This is a genomic window from Phyllobacterium sp. SL163 (genome assembly GCF_049896885.1).
Taxonomy (GTDB): domain Bacteria; phylum Pseudomonadota; class Alphaproteobacteria; order Rhizobiales; family Rhizobiaceae; genus Phyllobacterium; species Phyllobacterium calauticae.
The window spans coordinates 198,271-220,588 of record NZ_JAFCVE010000001.1; the positions used below are offsets into that span (position 1 = coordinate 198,271).

Genomic DNA, 22,318 nt, shown 5'->3' on the forward strand with positions numbered 1-22,318 from the left:
GGTCAACGCCGCCGCTTGCCGGCGGATCGCTTTATCTCGCCAATCAGGGATTGAACGACCTCTGCCTTGAGATCGCGAATATGCGCCGCAACCAGGTTGGCCAATTCCGTCGATGCTGGCGGCAGGCCGGCGGTGTCAATCGTGATGCGCGGATGCGAGATCATGGCCAGCCGCTGCAATTCCTCGGCCTCATCCCAGATGATGTTGAAATACTGGATGATGCGCTGCAGCTTGTCCCATGTCGGCTGTCCGCGCCTTCCGTGCTCCAGCGCCGAGAGATAGGCAGCCGAAACCCCGATGGCCTTCGCCATTTCTTTCTGGGAGATGCCGCGCTCATCCCTAAGCTGGCGCAGCTTTTCACCGAACGGCGTCATGGCACCTCCGGCAACCGGCGCATGCGGACATAGATGGCGCCCGTCCCGCCATGATTGCGGGCCGCATCTTCATAGCCATTGACCAGCACGCGGAACGGCGGCGTGGTGAACCAGAGCGGAACCGCCTGACGCAGGACCCCATCGCTTCCCATGGACGATCCCTTGCCGGTGATGACAAGCACGTGGCGCAGCTCGCGCTGGTGTGCGCGGCGGAGGAAGCCGAGAAGCAGGCCATAGGCCTCGCTTTGCGTCAATCCGTGCAAATCGATCCGGCCTTCGATGACCACCCGTCCGCGCGATATCCTCTTGTGGGTCGGACGGTCGATCGGATGCAGCCGATGCGCAGGTATCGCCGGTTTTGCCGGAGCCGGCGCTGGCATTGCCTTAGATTTGATCTTTTCGGGTGCCGATGGCGTAACTGCTGGCTGATCCTGCACCGCATTGAGCAGAAATTCCATCTTGTCCTTCCCCTTCAGGGGTCGGGTGGATTTTGCGACTTTCTCCCAGAGAATCCGGTCTTCAATGTTGGTGAACTCGTCCCTGGACCGCTTCATGCCCGATCCGCCAACAATGACCGGGGTACAAGCGCATAAAAAATGGCGTCATGGCGAATGCCGCCCGCAATGTCGCCTGCCGCGTCGCCGGACCCGGCAAAAAGGTCACCGCGCGCCGGTCCTACGATGGCGGACCCGGTATCCTGCGCAATCATCAGCCGCGCAAACCCCTCTCCCCCGAAAGCCTGCAAGGCAGGTGCCGAGATATAGAAGGGCGTACCGAAGGTATGCAGCAGCCGGTCGACAGCAAGGGAACGTCCGCCCGTCAGCGGCACCTTGGCAGCCGCAATCGGCCCCAGCGCGGCATCGTCGACCGCCGCTTCGCGAAAGAAAATATAGGATTGGTTGTTCCACAGCAGGCTTTGAACCTGGTCAGGATTGTCGGCGAGCCATGCGCGAATAGCCTGCATCGACATTTTATCCAGCGGGATTTCACCGCGATCCAAGAGGATTTTTCCGACGCCGGTAAATCGGTGACCGGTCTTCGCCGCATAGGTGATGCGGCGCAGGCGACCGTCGGTCATCTTCAACCTGGCAGCGCCCTGAACATGAATGAAGAAGGCATCGACCGGACTTTCCACAAAGGCTATTTCCAGATTTTGCCCGTCGAGTGCACCGCTCTCAATGGCAGCGCGGTCAAAATACTCGGCAAGCCCTATCGGGGTTTGCCGGGCGAAAGCGAAATAGGGATCAAAACCCGCAGGCCGATTGCTGTCATCTACATCCACCAGATCATTCGGGCGGCTGAGAAAGGGAACTGTGTAGCGTTCCGTTCGAACCGGAGAAGCAACCACCTCGGGTTCATAGAAACCCGTGACAAAACCATGTCCCGTCTCGGGATTTTCCAGGCGTGCCGGCCGGAACCATTTTTCAAAAAACCGCCGTGCCTCTTCGTCACTTTCGACCAATGTTTCACGTGAATCAGCGAAAACAGGCGCGAGGGCCTCAAAAGTGATACCCAGAGATCCGCTTTTATAGGGCTTTTCCAGAACCCTGCGGGCAGAACGCACAAAAGCTTGAAACGCTTCAAGCTGGTTGTCGTTCTCCCAACCGGGGCAATCGGTGAATGCCACCGGTTTGAAGAGAGGGGAAAGCATGGTCTGGCGCTCGCGACAGGAGAATCAATCTTCGGCTTCGGTCGCGACGAGTTTCCAGTTCGGATCCTTCGAGCGGGTATCCCGCGCATAGGTCCAGACATCCTTGACTTCAGCCACCGCTTCCTTGTCGCCGTCGATCACGTTGCCGTCCTTGTCCAGGGTTGCCGAAATCAGCTCGCTGACGACGCGCACTGTCACGTGCGCTTCCGTGCCCTTCATTTCAGCGCCGGTAATGTCGGCCTTGTTGATGCCGACGAACGAGGATTGCACCTTTTCGCCGCGCGATTCACGATCGGCGATGGCCGAAACGAAACCATCAAATACTTCGCGGGACAGGAGCGATTTGAGCGTCTTGCGATCACCATCGGCAAAGGACATGACGATCATCTCATAGGCCATCTTTGAGCCTTCAAGAAACTTCGCCGGATCGAATGCCGGATCGGCGTTCTGGATGGTGCGAAGGCCTTCGTTCAGCGGCGTACCGGGTTTCGCCAGAGCATCCACCTTTTCAAACTGGTTTTCCTTCGGCTCGCCGCGCCGTGGCAGCGACACGACATTATCGCCGGGCTTGGCCTTGTCTTCGACCTCGGCTGTGCGCGATGATGCATACGGATTGAATGGCGGACGCTCGTTGCCGGTGCGGCGACCGAGGACCTTGCGCAGCTGCAAAAAGATCACCACTGCTGCCACGAAGAAGAAAATCGTTCCGAAGTCCAGATATTCCATGTCGCCTGCCATTCATCCCTAAATTCAGTCAGCCGTTTCATTGTACGGCCATTGCGCTTTTGTCGAATTACCAAAACATATAGATTGCTGAAGGCAATCATACAAATGCTCATGTTCATACCTATATAGGCATGAAATTGACGCCGGGTATGGATTATAACCGGATATGTCCTTCGAAAGGTAAATTAGTTGCGATCCTCTCTTGTGCCCCTGTTCCTGCTTGCACTGCCATTTCTTGAAATTGCCGGCTTCATTGTGGTTGGCAGCAAGATCGGTGTTCTGGCAACGCTCGGCCTGATCATCCTGTCGATGTTCCTCGGTGTTTTTCTGTTGCGCCTGCAGGGATTTGGCATCCTGCAGAAAATCCGTTCGGAAACCGCCGCCGGCCGGACGCCGAGCCGCGAACTTGTGCACGGCGTCATGCTGTTCTTTGCCGCGTTCCTGTTGATCGTTCCTGGCTTCATCACGGACATTATCGGCCTGCTTTTGTTCATACCCGCCGTCCGCGATATTGGCTGGCGTTTTGTCCGGAGCCGCGTGGTCGTGGTCAATCCTGCAGCAACGGGCCATTCCCGGCCCGTTCGCTCCGCTGATCGTGTCATTGAACTTGACCCGGAAGATTATTCCAGGAAATCCGACCCCAACTCGCCATGGAGCCCGAAAGAATAGCGTGCGTGCATGAGGATGGTTCGTCCCGGCTTGCCTCGCTGGGGCTCTCATGCTAGCCAGCCATCATTCATTCGATAACCGCCGAAGCGGACGCAACGAGAGAAGGTTTCCAGACAATGGCTCAAAAGCCTGATGAAAATGCCGAAAACGGCAATGAAGCGACCAATGGCAATGGGAGCGTCCAGCAGCAGACACTGAACATTCTTGCTCAGTACGTGAAGGATTTGTCCTTCGAAAGCCCAGGCGCGCCTCTGTCGCTGCGCCCGCGGGACAAGGCTCCCGGCATCAGCATCAATGTGAATGTCAACGCCAATCCGATTGCCGAGAACGATTTCGATGTCGTTCTGACCCTCACGGCCCGTGCCGGTGAAGGCAAGGAAGTCCTGTTCAACGCGGAACTCGTCTATGGCGGCGTTTTCCGTCTGGAAGGCTTCCCGCAGGAACATCTCCTGCCGCTGCTTTTCATCGAATGCCCGCGCCTGCTCTTCCCGTTCGCACGTCAGATCATTGCGGAAGCAACCCGCAATGGCGGTTTCCCGCCGCTGATGATCGACCCGATCGACTTTGCGCAGATGTTTCAGCAGCGCATGGCTGAAGAACAAGCCAAGTCGATGGTCAGCTAAGCCAACGGTTCTACAAGATAACAAAAACCCGGGTTCGACCCGGGTTTTTTGTTGCCGCGATTTTTAGCGTGCTGCTATCCGTTCGTTCCAGATCGCTTTCTCGCCAATCTTCTCGACCAGCTTGTCGTGCGCCTGCCTTTCCGAATCGGTGAGGCGGGATGGCAGCGGTACCGCGCGGCGCGCAATGACAACAACCGTTTCCGTATCGGCGGATTGCTTGTTGTCGGACTGTTCGGCAACGGTCAGGCCGAGGGCCGCCTGTTTTCCGCCGATCAGTTCGATATATACTTCTGCCAGCAACTGCGAATCGAGCAACGCGCCGTGCATCGTGCGGTGACTGTTGTCGATGCCGTAACGACGGCACAGGGCATCCAGGGAATTTGGGCCCATTGGATGTTTGCGGCGCGCGAGTGCCAGCGTATCGATAACCCGGTCATTGCTGATGGGGGGGTGCCCCAGGCGGTTCAGCTCGGCATTGATGAAGCCCATATCGAATGTGGCGTTGTGGGCGATCAGCTTCGCCCCGTCGATGAATTCGAGAAAACCATCGACGATGCCGGCAAAGACCGGCTTATCCTTCAGGCGGTCATTGCTGATGCCGTGAACGGCCAGCGCATCCGGGTGGACCTGTTTGCCATCCGGATTGATGAAAACATGAAATGTGTTGCCAGTCGGGAAACGATTGACCAGTTCCACACCGCCAATTTCGATGATGCGATCATCCAGCCGGTCGAGCCCTGTTGTTTCCGTATCGAATATGATCTCGCGCATGGAATCTTCCTTTGACCCAAATTTCATGAATTGACCGGCCAGCGCAAGGCCGGAGCAGCGGTTTCCCCGCTTTCCGCCGGTCAGGAATCCGTGAGAATCCGAATTATCTCGTTGATCTCGGCCCGCGTCGCATCGAATGTCTGATCCGTGTTGACGACAAAATCGGCACGGGCGCGTTTCTCGGCGTCGGGAGTCTGGCGCTCAAGAATTGCTTCGAGTTTTTCGGGGGTCATGTCGGCCCTGGCCAATACCCGCCTTTTCTGCACCTCTGCCGGTGCGCTGACAACAAGGATCTTATCCACCCGCTTATCGCCACCGGTCTCGAACAGCAGCGGAATATCGATCACGGCAAGCTTCGCACCTTGGGATTGAGCGCTATCGCGGAAAGCGTTCTCTTCGGAACGAACCATGGGGTGGATAATCGATTCAAGCTTCCGAAGTGCCTTGGGATTGCCAATGACCGCCGCCGAGAGCCTGGCGCGATCCACCACGCCGTTTTCCGTCGTTCCGGGAAAAGCTGCTTCAATCAAAGGAGCTGCCGCGCCGGAATATAGTCGGTGAACCGTTTCATCGGCGGAATAGACCGGAACGCCCGCATCCATGAACATTTGCGCGGCTGTCGATTTACCCATGCCGATCGATCCGGTGAGACCCAGCACGATCATTTTGCTTTCCCTGCCGCCATATCGGCCAGAATGAGGTTTCGCAGCTCTGCCGTTACATCCGGCCGTTTGCCGAACCAGTGCTCAAAGCCCGGTACGGCCTGGTGCAGCAACATGCCCAGTCCATCGGCGGTTTCGAGACCGCGCAAGCGCGCTGCGCGCAAAAGCGGCGTTTCCAACGGCACATAGACAATGTCGGTCACCAGCGCATCCGAATCAGCCTCGGTCAGGTCTATCACCATCTCGTCTTTACCCGACATGCCGAGCGATGTGGTGTTTACAACCAGTGACGCGCCCTTCAGCAATTCCGGCACGGCGTCCCACCCATGGGCACCCCCGGAAATTCCAAACCGGTCTGCCAGTTCCTGGGCCCGCTCCATGGTTCGATTGACGATCCTGATGTCGGTGAAACCGCGCTGCTTCAACGCAAAGATCACCGCCCGGCTTGCCCCGCCCGCACCCAGCACCAGAGCGCTCCTGCGCACACTCCAGCCGGGGCTCAGCGAGTCGAGATTTGCGAGGAACCCGTAAGCATCCGTATTGCCGCCATGCAGAATGCCATTTTCGAACCAGAGCGTGTTCACCGCTCCGATTTCTTCGGCCGCAGAATCGCGCTTCCCGCACAGGGAAAAAGCCACCTCCTTATGCGGGATGGTGACGTTGCCGCCGACAAACCCATTGTCATTCAACGTGTGGATAAAGGCCGCAAATGCGTCCGGTGCAACCTCGACCGCCCGATAGGAGCCGTCCAATCCGAATTGCCTGAGCCAGTAACCGTGGATGAGCGGCGAGCGTGAATGACGGATTGGATAACCCGTTACGAAAGCGCTGGGATGATCAGCCATCGATCGCACCCTCCCGGCGCAGTTCATTCAGCAACGGCAACAGTGGGAGGCCGACAATGGTAAAATAATCCCCATCCACCTTCTCGAACAGCTGCACGCCTTCGCCTTCATACTGGTAGGCGCCAACACTTTGCAGCGCGACGGTGCCAACCCGTGCCAGGTGCCGTCCAATGAAAGCCGGATCGAGATCGCGCAATGTCATGCGCGCCACCGAAACGTGCCGCCACAGTGTCTGCCCGCTTTTGACCAGAACAATCGCGCTGTTCAGGTGATGAGTCCTACCGGAAAGCCTGAGCAGTTGCCTGCGCGCGGCCTCCATATCGGCAGGCTTGTGCAAAACCTCGTCGCCCAAGGACAGGGTTTGATCCGAACCGATCACCAATGCGTCCGGGTTACGCTCACTGACATCGAGCGCCTTTGCTTCAGCCAGAACAAGCGCGACGTCCTCCGGCGTTGCTCCGCTCTTATAGAGAGGCGCTTCCACCGCCCGCTCATCGATATTGGCCGACTGTGCGGTAAAAGCGATGCCGGCGTTTTTCAGGAGCGTCGCGCGGAACGGACTTTTGGAAGCAAGAATAATCTGCATTTGTCTTCTTCTCTGATTAATAATGCGGCTATCGCCCTTGGGAACGCAGGGCGAGAACCGCCGCCGCCGTTTCTTCAATAGAGCGGCGTGAGACGTCTATCATAGGCCAATTATAGCGATGGCAAATCTGCCGCGCATAGGAAAGCTCTTCAATAATATTGGCCCGGTCAAGATAGTGATCCGTGTCAAAGCCCGGGGTTGCCCCGAGAATGCGATGCTGGCGCACCTGTGAGATCCGCTCTGCCGAGGCAATCAGGCCAACAATCAGCGGCCGTTCCGCATTGATAATCACATCGGCAATGGGCACACCGGGAACGATGGGCACATTGGCGGTCTTGATGCCGCGATTGGCGAGATAAATGCTTGTCGGGGTTTTCGACGTCCGTGAAATGCCGATCAGAATGACATCGGCTTCTTCGATGTCGAGCGGCAGCTGGCCGTCATCATGCTCCATGGTAAAATTCAGCGCATCGATGCGGCGGAAATATTCCGCATTGAGCACATGCTGCGCCCCAACCCGCCTTCCCGCCGGAGCACCGAGATAGGACTGGAATATGCTGAGGACCGGTTCAAGAACGGACACGCAGGGAACGCCAATCGTCGCGCAGCTTTCATCGATCATTGCCGCCAGCCGTTTATCCACGATGGTGTAAAGGACAATGCCAGGTTCTGCATCGATACCTTCAAGCACCTTTTTGATCTGCTTTTCCGTGCGAATGAGCGGATAGACGTGTTCAATGGCGCGCGCATGCACATATTGCGCCGCCGCTGCGCGACCCGCCGCCAGGAGAGTCTCTCCGGTCGCATCAGAAATCATGTGAAGATGGAAGTAGTTGACTGGCTTTGTCACAGAAAACTCGACTCCCTGTTGATGACTGGGGAGAATTCTCCCGGTTTTGAACAAGCAATGGCAGCCATGTGAATCATTGGCAAGTCATCCACAGCGAACCCACTTGTGGATGACTCTTCCGGGCATAGCTGCGATCTGGGGATTGTTGCGACTCTTCGTCCGTTGTTCCCCGCATTCCCACATGGATATCCACAGATTGATATTATTCAACACACTGATAATGAAAGGTATTTTACTTTATTACCGTTTTTTCTGAAATTTGCTTTATGGTTTTCCCTGTTTCGCATTGCTCCAGTTGCCTGTGGGAAAAAGTTGGCAATCTGGTAATTCCCGATACAAACAGACTCTAAGAATCAGAAAATCAGAAAATATCCAATTTTCTTTTTTGTAAGACAAAGCTGGAGAGAGACGGAATGGTCCGCAAAGTGATGAAAGTCCTTAGAGGCGAGACAGTTTTTCCGCCTCCCATCTGGATGATGCGCCAGGCTGGACGCTATCTTCCTGAATACCGGGAAGTCAGGAAGAACGCCGGAAGTTTTCTGGATCTCTGCTATTCGCCCGATCTCGCCGTCGAAGTGACGCTGCAGCCGATCCGCCGTTTCGGATTTGATGCGGCAATCCTGTTTTCGGACATTCTTGTCGTGCCGCATGCGCTTGGCCGTGATCTGCGCTTTGAAGAGGGCAGAGGCCCTTTGATGACGCCGATTGATGCGGATGGCATTTTCTGGCTTGAACCCAATGGGGCTGTGGAACGCCTGGAGCCCGTCTACGAGACTGTTCGGCTGCTTCGGCATCAACTGCCACAGGAAACCACCCTGCTTGGCTTCTGTGGCGCTCCATGGACTGTGGCGACCTATATGATAGCCGGTCATGGAACACCGGACCAGGCGCCGGCCCGCCTCTTCGCCTACCGCTATCCGGATGCCTTCCAGAAACTGCTGGACGAACTCGCCGATGTCTCAGCGGAGTATCTGATCCGCCAGATCGATGCCGGTGCTGATGCGGTACAGATTTTTGATTCCTGGTCTGGTGTTCTGGACGAAGCCTGCTTCGAGCAGTTCTGTATCGCTCCCGTGGCCAGGATCGTTAAAAAGGTGCGTGCATCCCACCCGGATGTCCCGATCATCGGTTTTCCCAAGGGTGCTGGTGCGCTTTATGTGAACTATCGCGAGCGCACCGGGGTGACAGCCTTGGGCCTCGACTGGACGGTGCCGCTGTCGCTGGCGTCTTCACTTCAAGGAGGCGGGGCAATTCAGGGCAATCTTGATCCCTTGCGTGTTGTAGCCGGCGGCCGGGCGCTGGATGAAGGCGTGGATGCTATTCTTGACGGTCTGGGTCATGGCCCGCTGATCTTCAATCTTGGCCATGGCATCACCCCCGATGCCCCCGTCTCCCATGTGGAACAGATGGTTGCACGCGTCCGGCAGGCAAGAGCCAGGAACTGATGCACTGAAAACCGGGGATTTATTATGAGCAGCAACGAGATGCCGGTCCAAAATTCAAACAAGACAGCATCGATGGCGAGGGCGATCGGTGTCGTTTTTGCGTTGGTTGTTGTGACGCTGGTCTATCTCTATCCTGACAACGCCTATCTCTGGGTGAAGGCATTGCATGTGATTGCCGTCATCTCCTGGATGGCCGGAATGCTCTATCTGCCGCGGCTGTTCATCTATCACTGCGCCGCCGAGAAAGGGTCCGTCCAATCGGAAACATTCAAGGTGATGGAGCGCCGATTGCTCAAGGCCATCATCAATCCGGCTATGATGGTGACATGGGCCGCCGGGCTTTGGCTCGCGTGGCGAACGGTTGCCTATATGGACGGCTGGTTTCACGTGAAATTCCTGGCCGTCCTGATCCTTTCCGGCATTCACGGTTACTTTTCCAAGGCTGTCCGCATGTTCGCCGAGGATAGAAACGCAAAGCCTGCCCGTTTCTGGCGGATGATGAATGAAGTGCCGACGGTTCTGATGATCATTATCGTGATCATGGTCATCATAAAGCCATTTTGACTCATCATTTTATTTTCTGCCTGATATCAATACCACTCATGAAACCCCTTGCCCTTGCAGTCATGATTGGCTAGATAGGGGCTCTTATCTGGAAATACCGCCATAGCGATCTTCAGCCATTCATACATGGCACTGCATTCCGGCATCGTCATTTCCCTTCCCCATTTCAAACCTATAAGATTAAGAGTTCCGCACACATGCAGGAAATGAAACTACAAGAACTCAAGAACAAGACGCCGGTTGATCTTCTGGCGTTTGCTGAAACACTGGAAGTCGAAAACGCCAGTGTCATGCGCAAACAGGAACTGATGTTTGCGATCTTGAAGAAACTGGCCTCCCAGGATGTCGAAATTATCGGCGAAGGCGTGGTCGAGATATTGCAGGATGGCTTCGGCTTCATGCGTTCTGCCAATGCAAACTATCTCCCAGGCCCCGACGACATCTATATCTCCCCATCGCAGATCCGGCGGTTTTCGCTGAAAACCGGTGATACCGTCGAAGGTCCGATCCGTGGGCCCAAGGAAGGTGAGCGCTATTTCGCCCTTCTCAAGGTCAACACTATCAACTTCGAAGACCCGGAAAAAATCCGCCACAAGATCCACTTCGACAATCTGACACCGCTCTATCCGAATGAGCGTTTCAAGATGGAGCTGGAAAATCCAACCACCAAGGATTTGTCGGCCCGCGTTATCGATCTGGTGGCACCTCTCGGTAAAGGCCAGCGCGGTCTCATCGTCGCTCCGCCCCGTACCGGTAAAACCGTTCTCCTCCAGAACATTGCCCATTCCATCACTGCCAATCATCCCGAATGCTATCTGATCGTTCTTCTGATCGATGAACGTCCGGAAGAAGTCACGGATATGCAGCGTTCCGTGAAGGGCGAAGTGGTCTCCTCCACATTCGACGAACCGGCGTCCCGCCACGTTCAGGTGGCTGAAATGGTCATCGAGAAGGCGAAACGCCTGGTTGAACATGGCCGCGATGTGGTTATCCTGCTCGATTCCATCACGCGCCTTGGCCGCGCCTACAACACCGTGGTGCCATCATCCGGCAAGGTTCTGACCGGTGGCGTGGATGCGAATGCGCTTCAGCGCCCCAAGCGTTTCTTCGGTGCGGCACGCAACATCGAGGAAGGCGGATCACTGACTATCATTGCGACGGCGCTTATCGATACGGGCAGCCGCATGGACGAAGTGATCTTTGAAGAATTCAAGGGTACCGGCAATTCGGAAATCGTGCTCGACCGCAAGGTTGCCGACAAGCGCATCTTCCCGTCCATGGATATTCTGAAATCCGGCACGCGCAAGGAAGACCTGCTCGTCCCACGTCAGGATCTGCAGAAGATCTTTGTCCTGCGCCGTATTCTGGCCCCGATGGGCACGACGGATGCGATCGAGTTCCTCATCGACAAGCTGAAGCAGACCAAGACCAATGGCGAATTCTTCGATTCGATGAATACGTAACAGTCCTAGGATTGCGGTTTGAGCAGCGCTGCCAGCGCCTCGGCCGTTTCCACAGGCGCCAGACACACGAACCCGCGGCAGAGATAGGCCGCGGGTTTTTTTATGGTGATTGCTCCGCCGCCGGGCACCAGCTCGATTGTGGTGTTTTCTCTAAACTCCATCCAGATATCGGTACGGCGCGGGTCTGGATAATCGTTTGCAAGCTGCAGGAGCGGATGGCCTTTGTCCGCAGTGACCAGGACGAGCTTCATCGGTTCCAGCAGCAGGCTGGCGCTGTTGAGAACACCAGCCTGGCCATAGCGCTGTTCAAGCACACGACCGAGCGCGTTTTCAGCAAGTTCCTCGACCCGCCGCTGCAATGCGTAGTCCGGCGTTGCTGTCGCCAGACGCGAAATGGCTTCGATGATCTGCCCGGTGGCACTCGGTATGGCCTCATCCTGATCACCGCGCACGCGGATGATGACATCGGCGCTGTCGATCGCGCTGAGGGCATGATTGCCATCTTCCGTGAGATGCCAGCGATCGAGAGACTGGAGCCAAAGAGCCGCGTCATCGAGAAACGCTTTGTCCTGCGTCACTTCATAGAGGGAAATGGCGGCATTGATCATCGATGCATAATCCGATGACAGACCGGGAAAGAGGCGCGACTGTTCCAGAACGGAATGCGGCAGACGCCCATCAACCATCGATTCGGATATGGAACGATAAGCGCCCAATGCCAGATCCAGCCAATCCTTGCGCTGGAATAACCGCGCCGCTTCCGCGAGCGCACGGATCATCAGCCCGTTCCAGTCAGTGAGCGATTTGTCGTCGCGATGGGGGTGGACCCGGCCTTCGCGGCGCTTGAAAAGTATCTGCCTGGCCTTTGCCAAATGTGCCTCGGTGTCCGCATCCGATGAGCCAGGCGAGGTCAGGCGATTGAGAATGGTTTTGCCTTCCCAGTTTCCCTCTGGGCGGACATCGTAAACCGTGCGAAAGATATCGAAATCCGGCGTCGTGGGAATTTCATCCGCAGACCAAACGTAGAAGCGGCCCTCTTCACCCTCGCTGTCGGCATCCAAGCTCGAGGCAAAGCGTTGGTCGTTCGCCAGCATTTCGCGCTCGAGCCAATCGACAGTTTCTTCGATTCGCAGGCGGAACAATTCATCTTTGGTTTCGGCATAGGCATACGTCGCGTGACGGATGAACTGGGCATTGTCGTAAAGCATCTTTTCAAAGTGCGGAACGAGCCAGCGATCATCGACGGAGTACCGGGACAGTCCGCCACCGAGATGATCGTAGATGCCGCCTTGCAGCATCATTTGCAGGCTCCTGAGAAAGGCATCCCTGTGCTCAGGATTGCCGGTGCGCAGCCAGGAAAGCCAGAGGGTATCCATGAAAGGCGCATTGGGAAATTTGGGAGCGCCAGTCAAGCCGCCTTTCTGCATGTCGATCATGCCAGATATATTGGCAGAAAACTGATCAAAGATATGTTTGTCCAGCGCTGCCGGACCCGCCTGGGCGTCAAGACGGGCGCTGACGTGGCTGGTCAAGGCATCGACGTTCTGGGTGACGCGCGCGCGGTCTTCGCGCCATACCCTGTCGATCGACTGCAACACGTCGACAAAACCAGGCCGGCCATAGCGTGAGTTCTTGGGAAAATAGGTTCCTCCCCAAAACGGCTTTGCCTCCGGTGTGAGAAACATCGTCAGCGGCCAGCCCCCCTGCTCTCCCATCGCGCCAAGAGCTGCCATGTATATCTGATCGATATCCGGCCGTTCTTCCCTGTCCACCTTGATATTGACGTAGTGGGCATTCATCAGGTCAGCAACGTCGCCATCTTCAAAGCATTCGTGCGCCATGACATGACACCAGTGACAGGCAGCGTAACCAACGGACAGCAGAATGGGCTTGCCCGTTTCCTGTGCCTCCGCAAGCGCAAGCTTTCCCCATGGCCGCCAATGCACCGGGTTGCCGGCATGCTGACGAAGATACGGGCTGGACTCGTTCCCGAGCAGATTGGCTTGCTGATACATTGGATTACTCCGCTCTTCCCGAATGCCGGCTTGAGGGTTATCAAGACATCCAGTGTAGCCGTGGATAAATGCAAATGAAACAGAACCAGAATTTCAGCGAGACTATTTTTGCCCTGTCCAGTGGGCGGCTCCCATCTGGTGTCGCCGTGATCCGCATGTCCGGATCGAAGACTCGATTCGTTATCGAAACAATTTGCGGTAACCTTCCTCAACCACGGCAGGCCGAGCTGCGTACATTCCGCGATGCATTCGGTAGTCCCGTTGATCGGGGGCTCGTGTTGTTTTTCTCCAATCCCCATAGCTTTACCGGCGAAGATTGCGGCGAGTTTCACCTGCACGGCGGCCGTGCTGTTGTCGATGCAATGATTTCGCTTCTCTATACCTTTGACAATTGCCGCTTGGCCGAACCCGGTGAGTTCACGCGGCGCGCCTTTGCCAATGGAAAATTCGATCTGACGGTGGCTGAAGGACTCGCGGATCTGATCGCCGCCGAGACCGATGGTCAGCGTCGCCTGGCGCTGCAGATCGCATCGGGTTCGCAAGTTCAGCTCTACTCATCCTGGCGAACCGAGATGATCCGCGCGCGCGCCTTGATTGAAGCAGAACTCGATTTTGCCGACGAATCCGACGTTCCCGGTTCCGTATCGGATCAAGTCTGGGTATCGATGCGCGATCTCGCGGAGAAGATTGAACAACATGTAGCGGATGGAAAACGCGGCGCAATCGTGCGCGATGGCTTCCGTGTGGTGATTGTTGGTGCGCCGAACGCCGGCAAATCGAGCCTGCTGAATGCCTTGGCGGGAACCGATGTGGCGATTGTCTCCGATGAACCGGGAACGACACGCGACCTGATTGAAATCAAACTCGATCTGGGAGGCTTGCCCGTCCTTATCACCGATACGGCGGGCCTCAGGGAAACCGAGGGTAAGGTGGAACAGATCGGCATCGAACGGGCGCTTGACCGCGCGCACACGGCGGATCTGGTACTGTTGCTGACGGACATGGCGAGCCCGCTTCCAGCACCATTTGTCGAGCTGGATGCTATCGATACGCTGCGAATTGGAACGAAGCTGGACGTTGCCGAGAGAACGACATCCGAAAGCAATGATCTGAACGTTTCAATCCGGTCGGGCGAGGGCTTGAATGAGCTGCTAGCGGCGTTGCGATCCAAGGCCGAATCTGCAGTTGGGAATCTTTCGGATCCGCTTCCCACTCGCCGCCGTCATATGGAGTTGCTCACCCAAACGAGCCGTGAAATCAATCACGCTGTGGCTGACGTAGCAGCGCCGCTGGAAGTTCGGGCTGAGTATCTACGTCGGGCTTCCCATGCATTGGGCCGGATTACTGGAGACGTGGATGTCGAGGATATTCTCGATGTGGTATTTTCACAGTTCTGTATAGGCAAATGATTCACGTGAAACATTGAAACTATAACGGCGATCTGCGGGTACGAATTGTTTCACGTGAAACATTGTTCTTTGACTCACACTTGACTCAGGGCTTTGATTTGCTCATCAAGACACTGAATTCGAATCTCGGAAAGTTTGGCTCGTGGAAGACAATTTTGACGTCATTGTCATTGGTGGTGGGCACGCCGGCTGTGAAGCCGCAGCGGCCTCGGCCCGCTATGGCGCGCGCACGGCGCTCGTGACGCACAAAGCGGACACGATTGGTGTCATGTCCTGCAATCCCGCCATCGGTGGTCTTGGCAAGGGGCATCTGGTCCGGGAGATCGATGCGCTCGATGGTCTGATGGGCCGCGTTGCCGATGCCGCCGGTATTCAGTTCCGACTTCTCAACCGGCGCAAAGGCCCTGCTGTTCGCGGCCCGCGCACGCAGGCGGACCGGAAGCTCTATAGGCTAGCGATGCAAGTGGCGATTGCGGAACAGCAGAATCTGACTGTTGTTGAAGGTGGCGCCAACGATCTGGTCATTCACAACGGAAAGGTTGCAGGCGTCCAATTGATGGATGGCCGCGTTATCTCTTGCGGTGCTGTTGTCCTGACGACGGGAACATTTCTTCGCGGCTTGATCCATATCGGTGAAAAGAAGATACCAGCAGGGCGGATGGGCGAGGCCCCTGCCCTCGGCCTGTCGGATACCCTGACGAAGCATGCATTCGCTTTGGGTCGGTTGAAGACAGGCACGCCGCCGCGGCTGGATGGTCGCACGATCGATCGGTCGGGGCTTGACGTTCAATCTGCGGACGAGGGCCCGCTGCCGTTTTCGCTGATGACGGATGTCATCACCAACCCGCAGATCGACTGCGGGATTACGCGCACGACGCCGGAATCGCACGCCATTATCCGCGCGAATCTGCATCGCTCGGCGATGTATTCCGGGTCTATTGAAGGCATTGGCCCGCGCTACTGTCCGTCTGTGGAAGATAAAATCGTCAAATTTGGCGACCGGGATGGCCATCAGATATTCTTGGAGCCCGAGGGTTTGGACGATCATACGGTCTATCCCAATGGGATATCAACATCCCTGCCTGAGGACGTGCAGTTGGAAATTCTCAAGACCATACCGGGTCTCGAGCGCGCCACCATGCTGCAACCGGGTTACGCCATTGAGTATGACTATATTGATCCGCGTGAGTTGGATCGAAGCCTGCAGGCGCGGCGCATAGGCGGCCTGTTTCTCGCCGGGCAGATTAATGGAACAACGGGATATGAGGAGGCGGCGGCGCAGGGTTTGCTGGCGGGACTGAATGCGGCGCGGCTATCTGGCGGCGGCGTGCCGGTGATCATTCATCGGACCGAAGCCTATATCGGGGTGATGATCGATGATTTGACATCGCGCGGCGTGAGCGAACCCTATCGCATGTTTACGTCGCGTGCGGAATTTCGGCTTTCCCTGCGGGCAGACAATGCCGACGAACGTCTGACACCGATGGCGGACCGATTGGGGATATTGGGTTCGGATCGCCGGGATCGCTTTGCTGCGCGTACCAAACAGTTGGACACGGCGCGTGATCTGGCAAAGCGCTTGACTATTACACCAAATGCGGCAGCGGCCATGAATTTACATCTCAATCAGGACGGTGTTCGCCGTTCCGCCTATGAACTGCTTGCCTTTCCTGAGATAGACCTGGCGCGTTTGCGGCTGATCTGGCCGGAACTGGCTGACATTAACGGTCGTGTGGCGGAAGCCCTGGAGATCGAAGCGCAGTACGCGGTTTATCTCGAACGCCAGAAGGCGGACGTTGCCGCGATGGAACGCGAAGAAGCACTGCTCATACCGCAGGGTATTGATTTTTCGATGGTTTCAGGCCTGTCCAATGAGCTGAAGCAGAAGCTGAAGCAGCGCCAACCGCGATCAATAGCGGAGGCCCAGCGCATCGATGGCATGACGCCGGCTGCGCTTGCCCTCATTATCACCCAAATCCGTCGCAACACTGTCGCAAGAGACGTGGCGTGAGCGATTGGCGGGAGAAGAAGCTGCGTGGGGTTATCCCCAATGTTTCACGTGAAACAGTCAAGGACCTTATTGACTTCGAAGATCTGTTTCGAAAGTGGTCAAAGGCGATCAATCTCGCCTCCCCTGCCACGCTGGACGAGTTGTGGGAACGGCATATTATCGACAGCGTACAGCTCCGCCCGCTTATGCCTGCGGCCAAGCGCTGGCTTGATCTTGGTTCGGGGGGCGGTTTTCCGGGTGTTGTTCTCGCTATTCTCCTGAAGGAAACGGCGGGTGCGGCGATTGACCTTGTCGAGAGCAATGGCAAGAAAGCTGCCTTTTTACGGACTGCTCTGGGCCAGTTTCACACTCCTGGAACGGTGCATCCGGTTCGGATTGATGCGGTTTGGTCGAAAGTCGCCACACCTGACGTTATTACGGCTCGTGCGCTTGCGCCATTGAAAGACCTTTTTGCGCTGACAGAGCCCTGGTTGACGAATGGCGCAACGGCACTTTTTCAAAAAGGCCGGGATTATCGCCGCGAGATCGAGGAAAGCCGTGACGGCTGGTCATTTGATCTGGTACAACATGCCAGTGTGGTCGATGTTGAGTCGGTGGTGTTGCAAATCAGCAATGTGCGGCGCAACCAGGCGGCGAAATAGGCCATTTTTCGATTTTATCGCCGATAATAGTGGTTTGCTCGGGAAACAGTGATGAACAGTCAGACTCGTATCATTACCATAGCCAATCAGAAGGGCGGTGTGGGGAAGACCACAACTGCCATCAACCTGGCTACGGCGCTTGCAGCCATCGGCGAGAACGTCCTGATTGTCGATCTCGATCCCCAGGGCAATGCCAGTACCGGGCTGGGCATTGATCGCAAGAACCGTGAGTTGTCGTCCTACGATGTCCTGATGCAGACTGCGTCGGTCGGCGAGGCAGCCATTGCCACGGCCGTTCCCAACCTGTCGCTCATTCCGTCTACGCTCGACCTTCTAGGAGTTGAGATGGAGATTGCCGGTTCTGCCGACCGTGCCACGCGTTTGCGCAAGGCATTTCGTGGTGATAATGCGGCCTCGCCCTTTACCTATATTCTGATCGATTGCCCACCATCGCTCAATCTCCTGACCATGAACGCCATGGCGGCGGCCGATTCCGTGCTTGTGCCGTTACAATGTGAGTTCTTCGCATTGGAGGGGTTGAGCCAATTGCTCGAAACCGTCAACCAGGTACGGACGGCGCTTAATCCGGCCCTGAATATTCAGGGTATTGTGCTGACCATGTTTGACGGTCGAAACAATCTGGCGACACAGGTTGTTGACGATGTCCGTTCGTTTATGGGCGACAAAGTCTACCGCACAGTCATTCCGCGCAATGTGCGTGTCTCGGAAGCACCCTCCTACGGTACGCCCGCCATTCTGTACGACCTGAAGTGTGCGGGCAGCCAGGCTTATCTGCAGCTGGCGTCGGAAGTTATTCAAAGGGAGCGGCATTTGCGTGCTGCTTGATCGATTCGAATACGAAACATTTATGAGAGCCTATGACAATGAATGAAGATCCGTCAAAAAAGCGCCTCGGTCGAGGTCTTGCTGCGCTCATTGGAGAGATGGACCGTCTGCCGGAAGAAAATGTTCCTCCGCGCATCGCCACTTTGGATCGTCAGGTTCCCATTGAATTTGTCACGCGCAATCCGCGCAATCCGCGGCGTTTGTTCACGGAAGCCGATCTGGAGGATTTGACCCAGTCGATCCGCGAACATGGCATTGTTCAGCCTGTCGTGGTTCGACCCGTCAAGGATTCCGCGGATCGCTATGAGCTGATCGCCGGCGAGCGGCGTTGGCGCGCGGCGCAACGTGCCGGTCTGACCACTGTTCCCGTCATCATTCGCGAAGTCGATGACCGGGTCGCGCTTGAACTGGCGATCATCGAGAACGTTCAGCGCGCCGACCTCAATCCGATTGAAGAAGGCATGGGCTATCAGCAGCTGATTGATGATCATGACTATACACAGGCGGATCTGGCGCAGGTTATCGGCAAGAGCCGAAGCCACGTAGCCAATACATTGCGGTTGCTGAAACTGCCGGAAACGGTTCGCGACCACATCACGAATGGTGCTCTGTCGGCTGGACATGCACGTACGCTGATCACCGCGGAACATCCGGATGTCCTGGCCGAGCGGATCATTCGCGACGGCCTGTCTGTTCGTCAAGCGGAAGCACTGGCTCAAGGTGGCGGCAAACCGGCGGCTCCGAAAGTCAAAGCGGACAATGATGAAAACAAGGACGCGGATACGCGGGCACTGGAAAAACTGCTGTCGGACGTAACTGGCATGCGTGTAACGGTCAATCATCAGGCCAAGGGCGGAGACGTGCGTATTCATTACGCAACGCTGGAACAACTGGATGAGATCTGCCGCCGTCTGCAAAGCTGAGTTGGAAGCAGTAAATCCTTTGAATTCAATCTGTTAGAGAATTTTATGTCTCGTAACGGCGGTCGTTGCGAGCATTACCTAACGGCCATTCAGCCCTGCCCGCGCGGCTTCTGCAGCCAGAGCGATCAGTGACTGACGAATGATTGGAATGGATAGTGTCGCGTTGCGGCGGCTTTCCAGCACGGTTTTCTGCAACCGTTCGATGGCGCGGGCGCAGCTTTGTGTTGTCCAGCGCTGCAATGCCATTTCCACCAGCCGCCGCCGCGAGAAAAACACCGGCGGACGCGCGGATGCCACAGCCGAACCGGCATTCTTGCCCTCCGTTTCCATGCCGTAACGCAGGCTTTGCAACGTCTGGAACTGGCGTATGGCGGAACTCAGGATCAGAAAGCTTGAAGACCCAGAACCGATAACACGATCGAATGCATGGGTAAAATCCGCCAGGTTGCCCGTCATCATGGCATCGACAATTGTCTCGTAGGAAGTGGCGCTGACATCGCCGATGATATCGCGGACATCCTCAATGGTTACCCGTTCGCGGCCGTGCGCATAAAGACAGATTTTCTCAAGTTCGGCACGCGTGGCCAGCCGGTCTCCCCCAAGGCTCTCTTTCAGCAGGTTGCGGGCATCCAGCGTGATCTGCAGCTTGTTGCGGGCAAGCATGTCATCAATGGTTGCGTCTACGCCCTTCGCATCATCGCTGTAGCAAGGCAAAGCCATGGCGCTTGCGCTCTGCTCGACAATGCCGCGCAGACCCGCACCCTTCTTAAGGTCGCCCGCCTCGATCAGGATGAATGTGTCAACGGGAGGTGTTTTGGTCAGATGCGTTAGGGCATCGGCCAATCCCTTCTGTCCACCTGCGTTACGGACCCAGATCAGGCGCTCGCCGCCAAACATGGAAATGGTGTTGGCCTCGTCGGACAGCCGTCCGGGTTCCGCCTGAACATCATCGGCATCGAGGCGTATGACGGCAAAGGGATCGTCCTGGGTCAGTCCGGTCAGCTTGATAAAGACGCCGGCCCGTTCGCTCACCAGGCCCTTGTCGGGGCCGTAGAGCAGTACGATGGGATAAGCCCTGTCGAGCCTCTTCAGGAAGGAATCAACCTCGTGTGCTTTCTTCTGTGCCATGTCGAAGGGTTTAGCGCATTGAACGCGGATTGCAATTGCGGGCCCTTTACCGGGTGAGACAAACAGCCATCAACGAGAGGGCATCGTTGCCAGCCGCAGCCAATATCGGGCAATCAAAGGTTTTTGACGACAATGGCGCAAGCCAGGCGGAAAAGCAAAAAGGCCCGGTAAAAACCGGGCCTTTTGAACTTCGAACAACTGGAGCGGGAGAAGGGATTCGAACCCTCGACCCCAACCTTGGCAAGGTTGTGCTCTACCCCTGAGCTACTCCCGCATGTGCCAGTTTGTCTTGCGAAGCGGGGCCTATATGACCCAAGGACAGACCAATTGCAACAGCGAATTTTTGACTTTGTGACGATATTCGAAAAAAAATTCAACGGGTGGATCGTCCCGGCAATGAAATGTCCGATTAAACCAAGGTGTGGCTGGGTTTTCGCTTGAGAGCGTGCGGTGAAGCGATTAGGACAACAAAAGCATATTTTCCAATTGCCGGTGCCGCGAGAGCCAGAATGCCCAAGACATACGCAGAACTGATGCAGAAATTCGATGATCTCGGAATCAAAGTGTCAACGATTCGGCATGCTCCGGTGTTCACGGTTGCCGAAGCGCAGGATTTGCGTGGGCAGGTTCCAGGTGCCCACACCAAAAACCTGTTCCTGAAGGACAAGAAAGACAAGTTCTTTCTCGTCACTGTGGACGAAGAGGCGCAGGTCGATCTTAAAACAATCCATACCAAGATTGGTGCATCGAGCCGCGTTTCATTCGGCAAACCGGAAAAGCTGATGGAGTATCTTGGGCTTGTTCCGGGTTCGGTCAGTGTGCTTGGCATTATCAATGACGAGGAGCATCAGGTGAAGGTCGTGCTTGATGAGGGGCTCATGCACAATGAGATCATCAATGCGCACCCGCTGAGCAACGATGCCACCACATCCATTCGGCGAGACGATCTCTTGCGGTTTCTCGCATCTACCGATCACGAACCCCTGATCTTGAAAATTGATGAATCCAACCCAACCTGGGTGCAGGCTGTAAACAGGTCCAAGCGGATCTGGAAAACATGTAACCAGCGGATACGGGAGAATTTTGATGAGCAATACTGATAACCCGTTCGGCGGCGGCTACAGCAGTGCAGCTGCGACAACGACGGTATCTTACGGCGGCGCGGCTCCCGCGGCCGCCTCAACCGCGGCTGGTGCCTTGATCAAGGATACCACCACGGCGGGATTTGCCACGGATGTGATCGCCGAATCGAAGAGCCAACCGGTTCTGGTCGATTTCTGGGCCCCCTGGTGCGGGCCCTGCAAGCAATTGACACCGATCATTGAAAAGGTGGTCAATGCCGCCGGCGGGCGGGTAAAGCTGGTTAAAATGAATATTGACGAGCACCCTGCCATCGCAGGGCAACTCGGTATTCAATCAATTCCGGCGGTGATTGCCTTTGCTGATGGCAAGCCGGTCGATGGTTTCATGGGCGCATTGCCGGAATCAAAGGTCAAGGAATTCATTGATCGCATTGCGTCACCGGATGGCGGCAGGGATGCAGCCATTCAATCGGCGCTGGATGCGGCTACCCAGGCTGCAGCAGCGGGAGATATGGAGCAGGCGGCCCAGATCTATTCGGCCGTTCTGGCGGAAGTGCCCGATCATGTGGCGGCGCTTGCCGGACTTGCCAATTGCCTGATCGATCTGGGTGATCTTGACCAGGCCAAGGCCGTTCTGGAGCAGGTTCCCGCGAACAAGAAAGACGATGCCAGTGTGCGTGCGGCGGAAGCAAAAGTTGCCCTGGCTGATCAAGCGGCGAAGCTGGGTGACCCTGTTGCGCTGGAAGCAAAACTTGCGGCGAATCCCGGGGATCATCAGGCGCGGTTCGACCTTGCCATGTTCCTGAATGCCACCGGACAGCGGGATGAGGCGGCCGATCATCTTCTCGCCATCATGAAGGCCGATCGTACCTGGAATGATGACGGAGCCCGCAAACAGCTGCTGCAGTTTTTCGACGCATGGGGTCCAGCTGATCAGGCTTCCCTGACCGCGCGCCGGAAACTGTCTTCCCTGCTGTTTTCCTGAGTAAAATAGGGCACAATAGCGATTGATCCCTGATGCTGCGGATCAATCA

The 22,318-nt window shown here is 56.3% G+C and carries 22 protein-coding genes, 1 tRNA gene and 1 pseudogene; 12 read left to right on the top strand and 12 right to left on the bottom strand.

Annotated features, from left to right (window positions below; translation table 11 throughout):
- Positions 1-2 precede the first annotated feature (2 nt).
- The 4 genes from ACP7B1_RS00950 to ACP7B1_RS00965 are packed head-to-tail and all read right to left on the bottom strand — an operon-like array spanning position 3 to position 2,751.
- Entirely contained in the window at positions 3-374 is a 372-nt protein-coding gene (locus ACP7B1_RS00950; RefSeq protein WP_346305563.1) for a helix-turn-helix transcriptional regulator, read from the bottom strand.
- On the bottom strand, positions 371-928 hold the full coding sequence (locus tag ACP7B1_RS00955) for a Smr/MutS family protein (RefSeq protein ID WP_346305564.1): 558 nt from the start codon (positions 926-928) through the stop codon (positions 371-373). The genes ACP7B1_RS00950 and ACP7B1_RS00955 overlap by 4 nt, the downstream gene beginning before the upstream one ends.
- Positions 925-2,025, bottom strand: coding sequence for a murein transglycosylase A (locus ACP7B1_RS00960; protein WP_346305565.1), 1,101 nt, complete (start codon positions 2,023-2,025; stop codon positions 925-927). Before ACP7B1_RS00960 ends, ACP7B1_RS00955 begins: the two co-directional genes overlap by 4 nt.
- Positions 2,026-2,049: 24 nt before the next feature.
- Positions 2,050-2,751: a Tim44/TimA family putative adaptor protein gene (locus tag ACP7B1_RS00965; protein WP_288191894.1), complete on the bottom strand. Its 702-nt coding sequence runs from the start codon at positions 2,749-2,751 to the stop codon at positions 2,050-2,052.
- A 189-nt stretch (positions 2,752-2,940) separates the two neighbouring features.
- Between ACP7B1_RS00965 and ACP7B1_RS00970 the strand changes: the two genes are divergently transcribed.
- Both ACP7B1_RS00970 and secB read left to right on the top strand, forming a co-directional pair.
- On the top strand, positions 2,941-3,420 hold the full coding sequence (locus tag ACP7B1_RS00970; protein WP_346305566.1) for an FxsA family protein: 480 nt from the start codon (positions 2,941-2,943) through the stop codon (positions 3,418-3,420).
- A 116-nt stretch (positions 3,421-3,536) separates the two neighbouring features.
- On the top strand, positions 3,537-4,043 hold the full coding sequence (secB, locus tag ACP7B1_RS00975; protein WP_223613951.1) for a protein-export chaperone SecB: 507 nt from the start codon (positions 3,537-3,539) through the stop codon (positions 4,041-4,043).
- Between the two features lie 63 nt (positions 4,044-4,106).
- Here the strand turns inward: secB and dnaQ are convergent, their stop codons facing one another.
- The 5 genes from dnaQ to ACP7B1_RS01000 form a co-directional block, all read right to left on the bottom strand.
- A complete protein-coding gene (gene dnaQ, locus ACP7B1_RS00980; RefSeq protein WP_346305567.1) occupies positions 4,107-4,814 on the bottom strand; it encodes a DNA polymerase III subunit epsilon in 708 nt (235 codons plus the stop codon).
- Between the two features lie 80 nt (positions 4,815-4,894).
- On the bottom strand, positions 4,895-5,479 hold the full coding sequence (gene coaE, locus ACP7B1_RS00985; protein WP_346305568.1) for a dephospho-CoA kinase: 585 nt from the start codon (positions 5,477-5,479) through the stop codon (positions 4,895-4,897).
- Positions 5,476-6,321, bottom strand: coding sequence for a shikimate dehydrogenase (locus ACP7B1_RS00990; protein WP_346305569.1), 846 nt, complete (start codon positions 6,319-6,321; stop codon positions 5,476-5,478). The genes coaE and ACP7B1_RS00990 overlap by 4 nt, the downstream gene beginning before the upstream one ends.
- Positions 6,314-6,907: a Maf-like protein gene (locus tag ACP7B1_RS00995; RefSeq protein ID WP_346305570.1), complete on the bottom strand. Its 594-nt coding sequence runs from the start codon at positions 6,905-6,907 to the stop codon at positions 6,314-6,316. The genes ACP7B1_RS00990 and ACP7B1_RS00995 overlap by 8 nt, the downstream gene beginning before the upstream one ends.
- Positions 6,908-6,935: 28 nt before the next feature.
- Positions 6,936-7,757, bottom strand: a complete 822-nt coding sequence (locus ACP7B1_RS01000; RefSeq protein ID WP_223613946.1) for a pyruvate, water dikinase regulatory protein — start codon at positions 7,755-7,757, stop codon at positions 6,936-6,938.
- Positions 7,758-8,170: 413 nt separating this feature from the next.
- Between ACP7B1_RS01000 and hemE the strand changes: the two genes are divergently transcribed.
- From hemE to rho, 3 genes are all read left to right on the top strand, one after another.
- Complete coding sequence (hemE, locus tag ACP7B1_RS01005) at positions 8,171-9,202, top strand: uroporphyrinogen decarboxylase (RefSeq protein ID WP_346305571.1); 1,032 nt, start codon at positions 8,171-8,173, stop codon at positions 9,200-9,202.
- 24 nt (positions 9,203-9,226) lie between these two features.
- Positions 9,227-9,766 (top strand): protoporphyrinogen oxidase HemJ, encoded by a 540-nt coding sequence (hemJ, locus tag ACP7B1_RS01010; protein WP_346305572.1) that lies wholly within the window; start codon positions 9,227-9,229, stop codon positions 9,764-9,766.
- 197 nt (positions 9,767-9,963) lie between these two features.
- Positions 9,964-11,229, top strand: coding sequence for a transcription termination factor Rho (rho, locus tag ACP7B1_RS01015; RefSeq protein ID WP_091879370.1), 1,266 nt, complete (start codon positions 9,964-9,966; stop codon positions 11,227-11,229).
- Between the two features lie 5 nt (positions 11,230-11,234).
- Here rho and ACP7B1_RS01020 read toward each other — a convergent pair whose 3' ends face one another.
- The gene (locus tag ACP7B1_RS01020) at positions 11,235-13,244 is read right to left on the bottom strand and encodes a thioredoxin domain-containing protein (RefSeq protein ID WP_426136274.1); all 2,010 of its coding nucleotides are present in this window, start codon (positions 13,242-13,244) and stop codon (positions 11,235-11,237) included.
- Positions 13,245-13,318: 74 nt separating this feature from the next.
- On the opposite strand from ACP7B1_RS01020, the gene mnmE reads away from it, so the two are divergent.
- The 5 genes from mnmE (at position 13,319) to ACP7B1_RS01045 (ending at position 19,074) form a co-directional block, all read left to right on the top strand.
- On the top strand, positions 13,319-14,653 hold the full coding sequence (gene mnmE, locus ACP7B1_RS01025; protein ID WP_346305574.1) for a tRNA uridine-5-carboxymethylaminomethyl(34) synthesis GTPase MnmE: 1,335 nt from the start codon (positions 13,319-13,321) through the stop codon (positions 14,651-14,653).
- Between the two features lie 142 nt (positions 14,654-14,795).
- Positions 14,796-16,664: a tRNA uridine-5-carboxymethylaminomethyl(34) synthesis enzyme MnmG gene (mnmG, locus tag ACP7B1_RS01030; protein ID WP_346305575.1), complete on the top strand. Its 1,869-nt coding sequence runs from the start codon at positions 14,796-14,798 to the stop codon at positions 16,662-16,664.
- Positions 16,661-17,305: a 16S rRNA (guanine(527)-N(7))-methyltransferase RsmG gene (gene rsmG, locus ACP7B1_RS01035; protein ID WP_426136276.1), complete on the top strand. Its 645-nt coding sequence runs from the start codon at positions 16,661-16,663 to the stop codon at positions 17,303-17,305. Before mnmG ends, rsmG begins: the two co-directional genes overlap by 4 nt.
- A 51-nt stretch (positions 17,306-17,356) precedes the next feature.
- A complete protein-coding gene (locus ACP7B1_RS01040) occupies positions 17,357-18,151 on the top strand; it encodes a ParA family protein (protein WP_346305577.1) in 795 nt (264 codons plus the stop codon).
- Positions 18,152-18,189: 38 nt separating this feature from the next.
- Entirely contained in the window at positions 18,190-19,074 is an 885-nt protein-coding gene (locus ACP7B1_RS01045; RefSeq protein WP_346306704.1) for a ParB/RepB/Spo0J family partition protein, read from the top strand.
- 78 nt (positions 19,075-19,152) lie between these two features.
- On the opposite strand, the gene holA is transcribed toward ACP7B1_RS01045, so the two are convergent.
- Both holA and ACP7B1_RS01055 read right to left on the bottom strand, forming a co-directional pair.
- Entirely contained in the window at positions 19,153-20,202 is a 1,050-nt protein-coding gene (gene holA, locus ACP7B1_RS01050) for a DNA polymerase III subunit delta (RefSeq protein ID WP_346306702.1), read from the bottom strand.
- 199 nt (positions 20,203-20,401) lie between these two features.
- A tRNA-Gly gene (locus tag ACP7B1_RS01055) sits at positions 20,402-20,476 on the bottom strand.
- 235 nt (positions 20,477-20,711) lie between these two features.
- Between ACP7B1_RS01055 and ACP7B1_RS01060 the strand changes: the two are divergent.
- Positions 20,712-21,206 (top strand): annotated as a pseudogene (locus ACP7B1_RS01060) (prolyl-tRNA synthetase associated domain-containing protein); the annotation flags it as partial.
- Between the two features lie 82 nt (positions 21,207-21,288).
- Entirely contained in the window at positions 21,289-22,269 is a 981-nt protein-coding gene (trxA, locus tag ACP7B1_RS01065) for a thioredoxin (RefSeq protein ID WP_346306701.1), read from the top strand.
- Positions 22,270-22,318 lie beyond the last annotated feature (49 nt).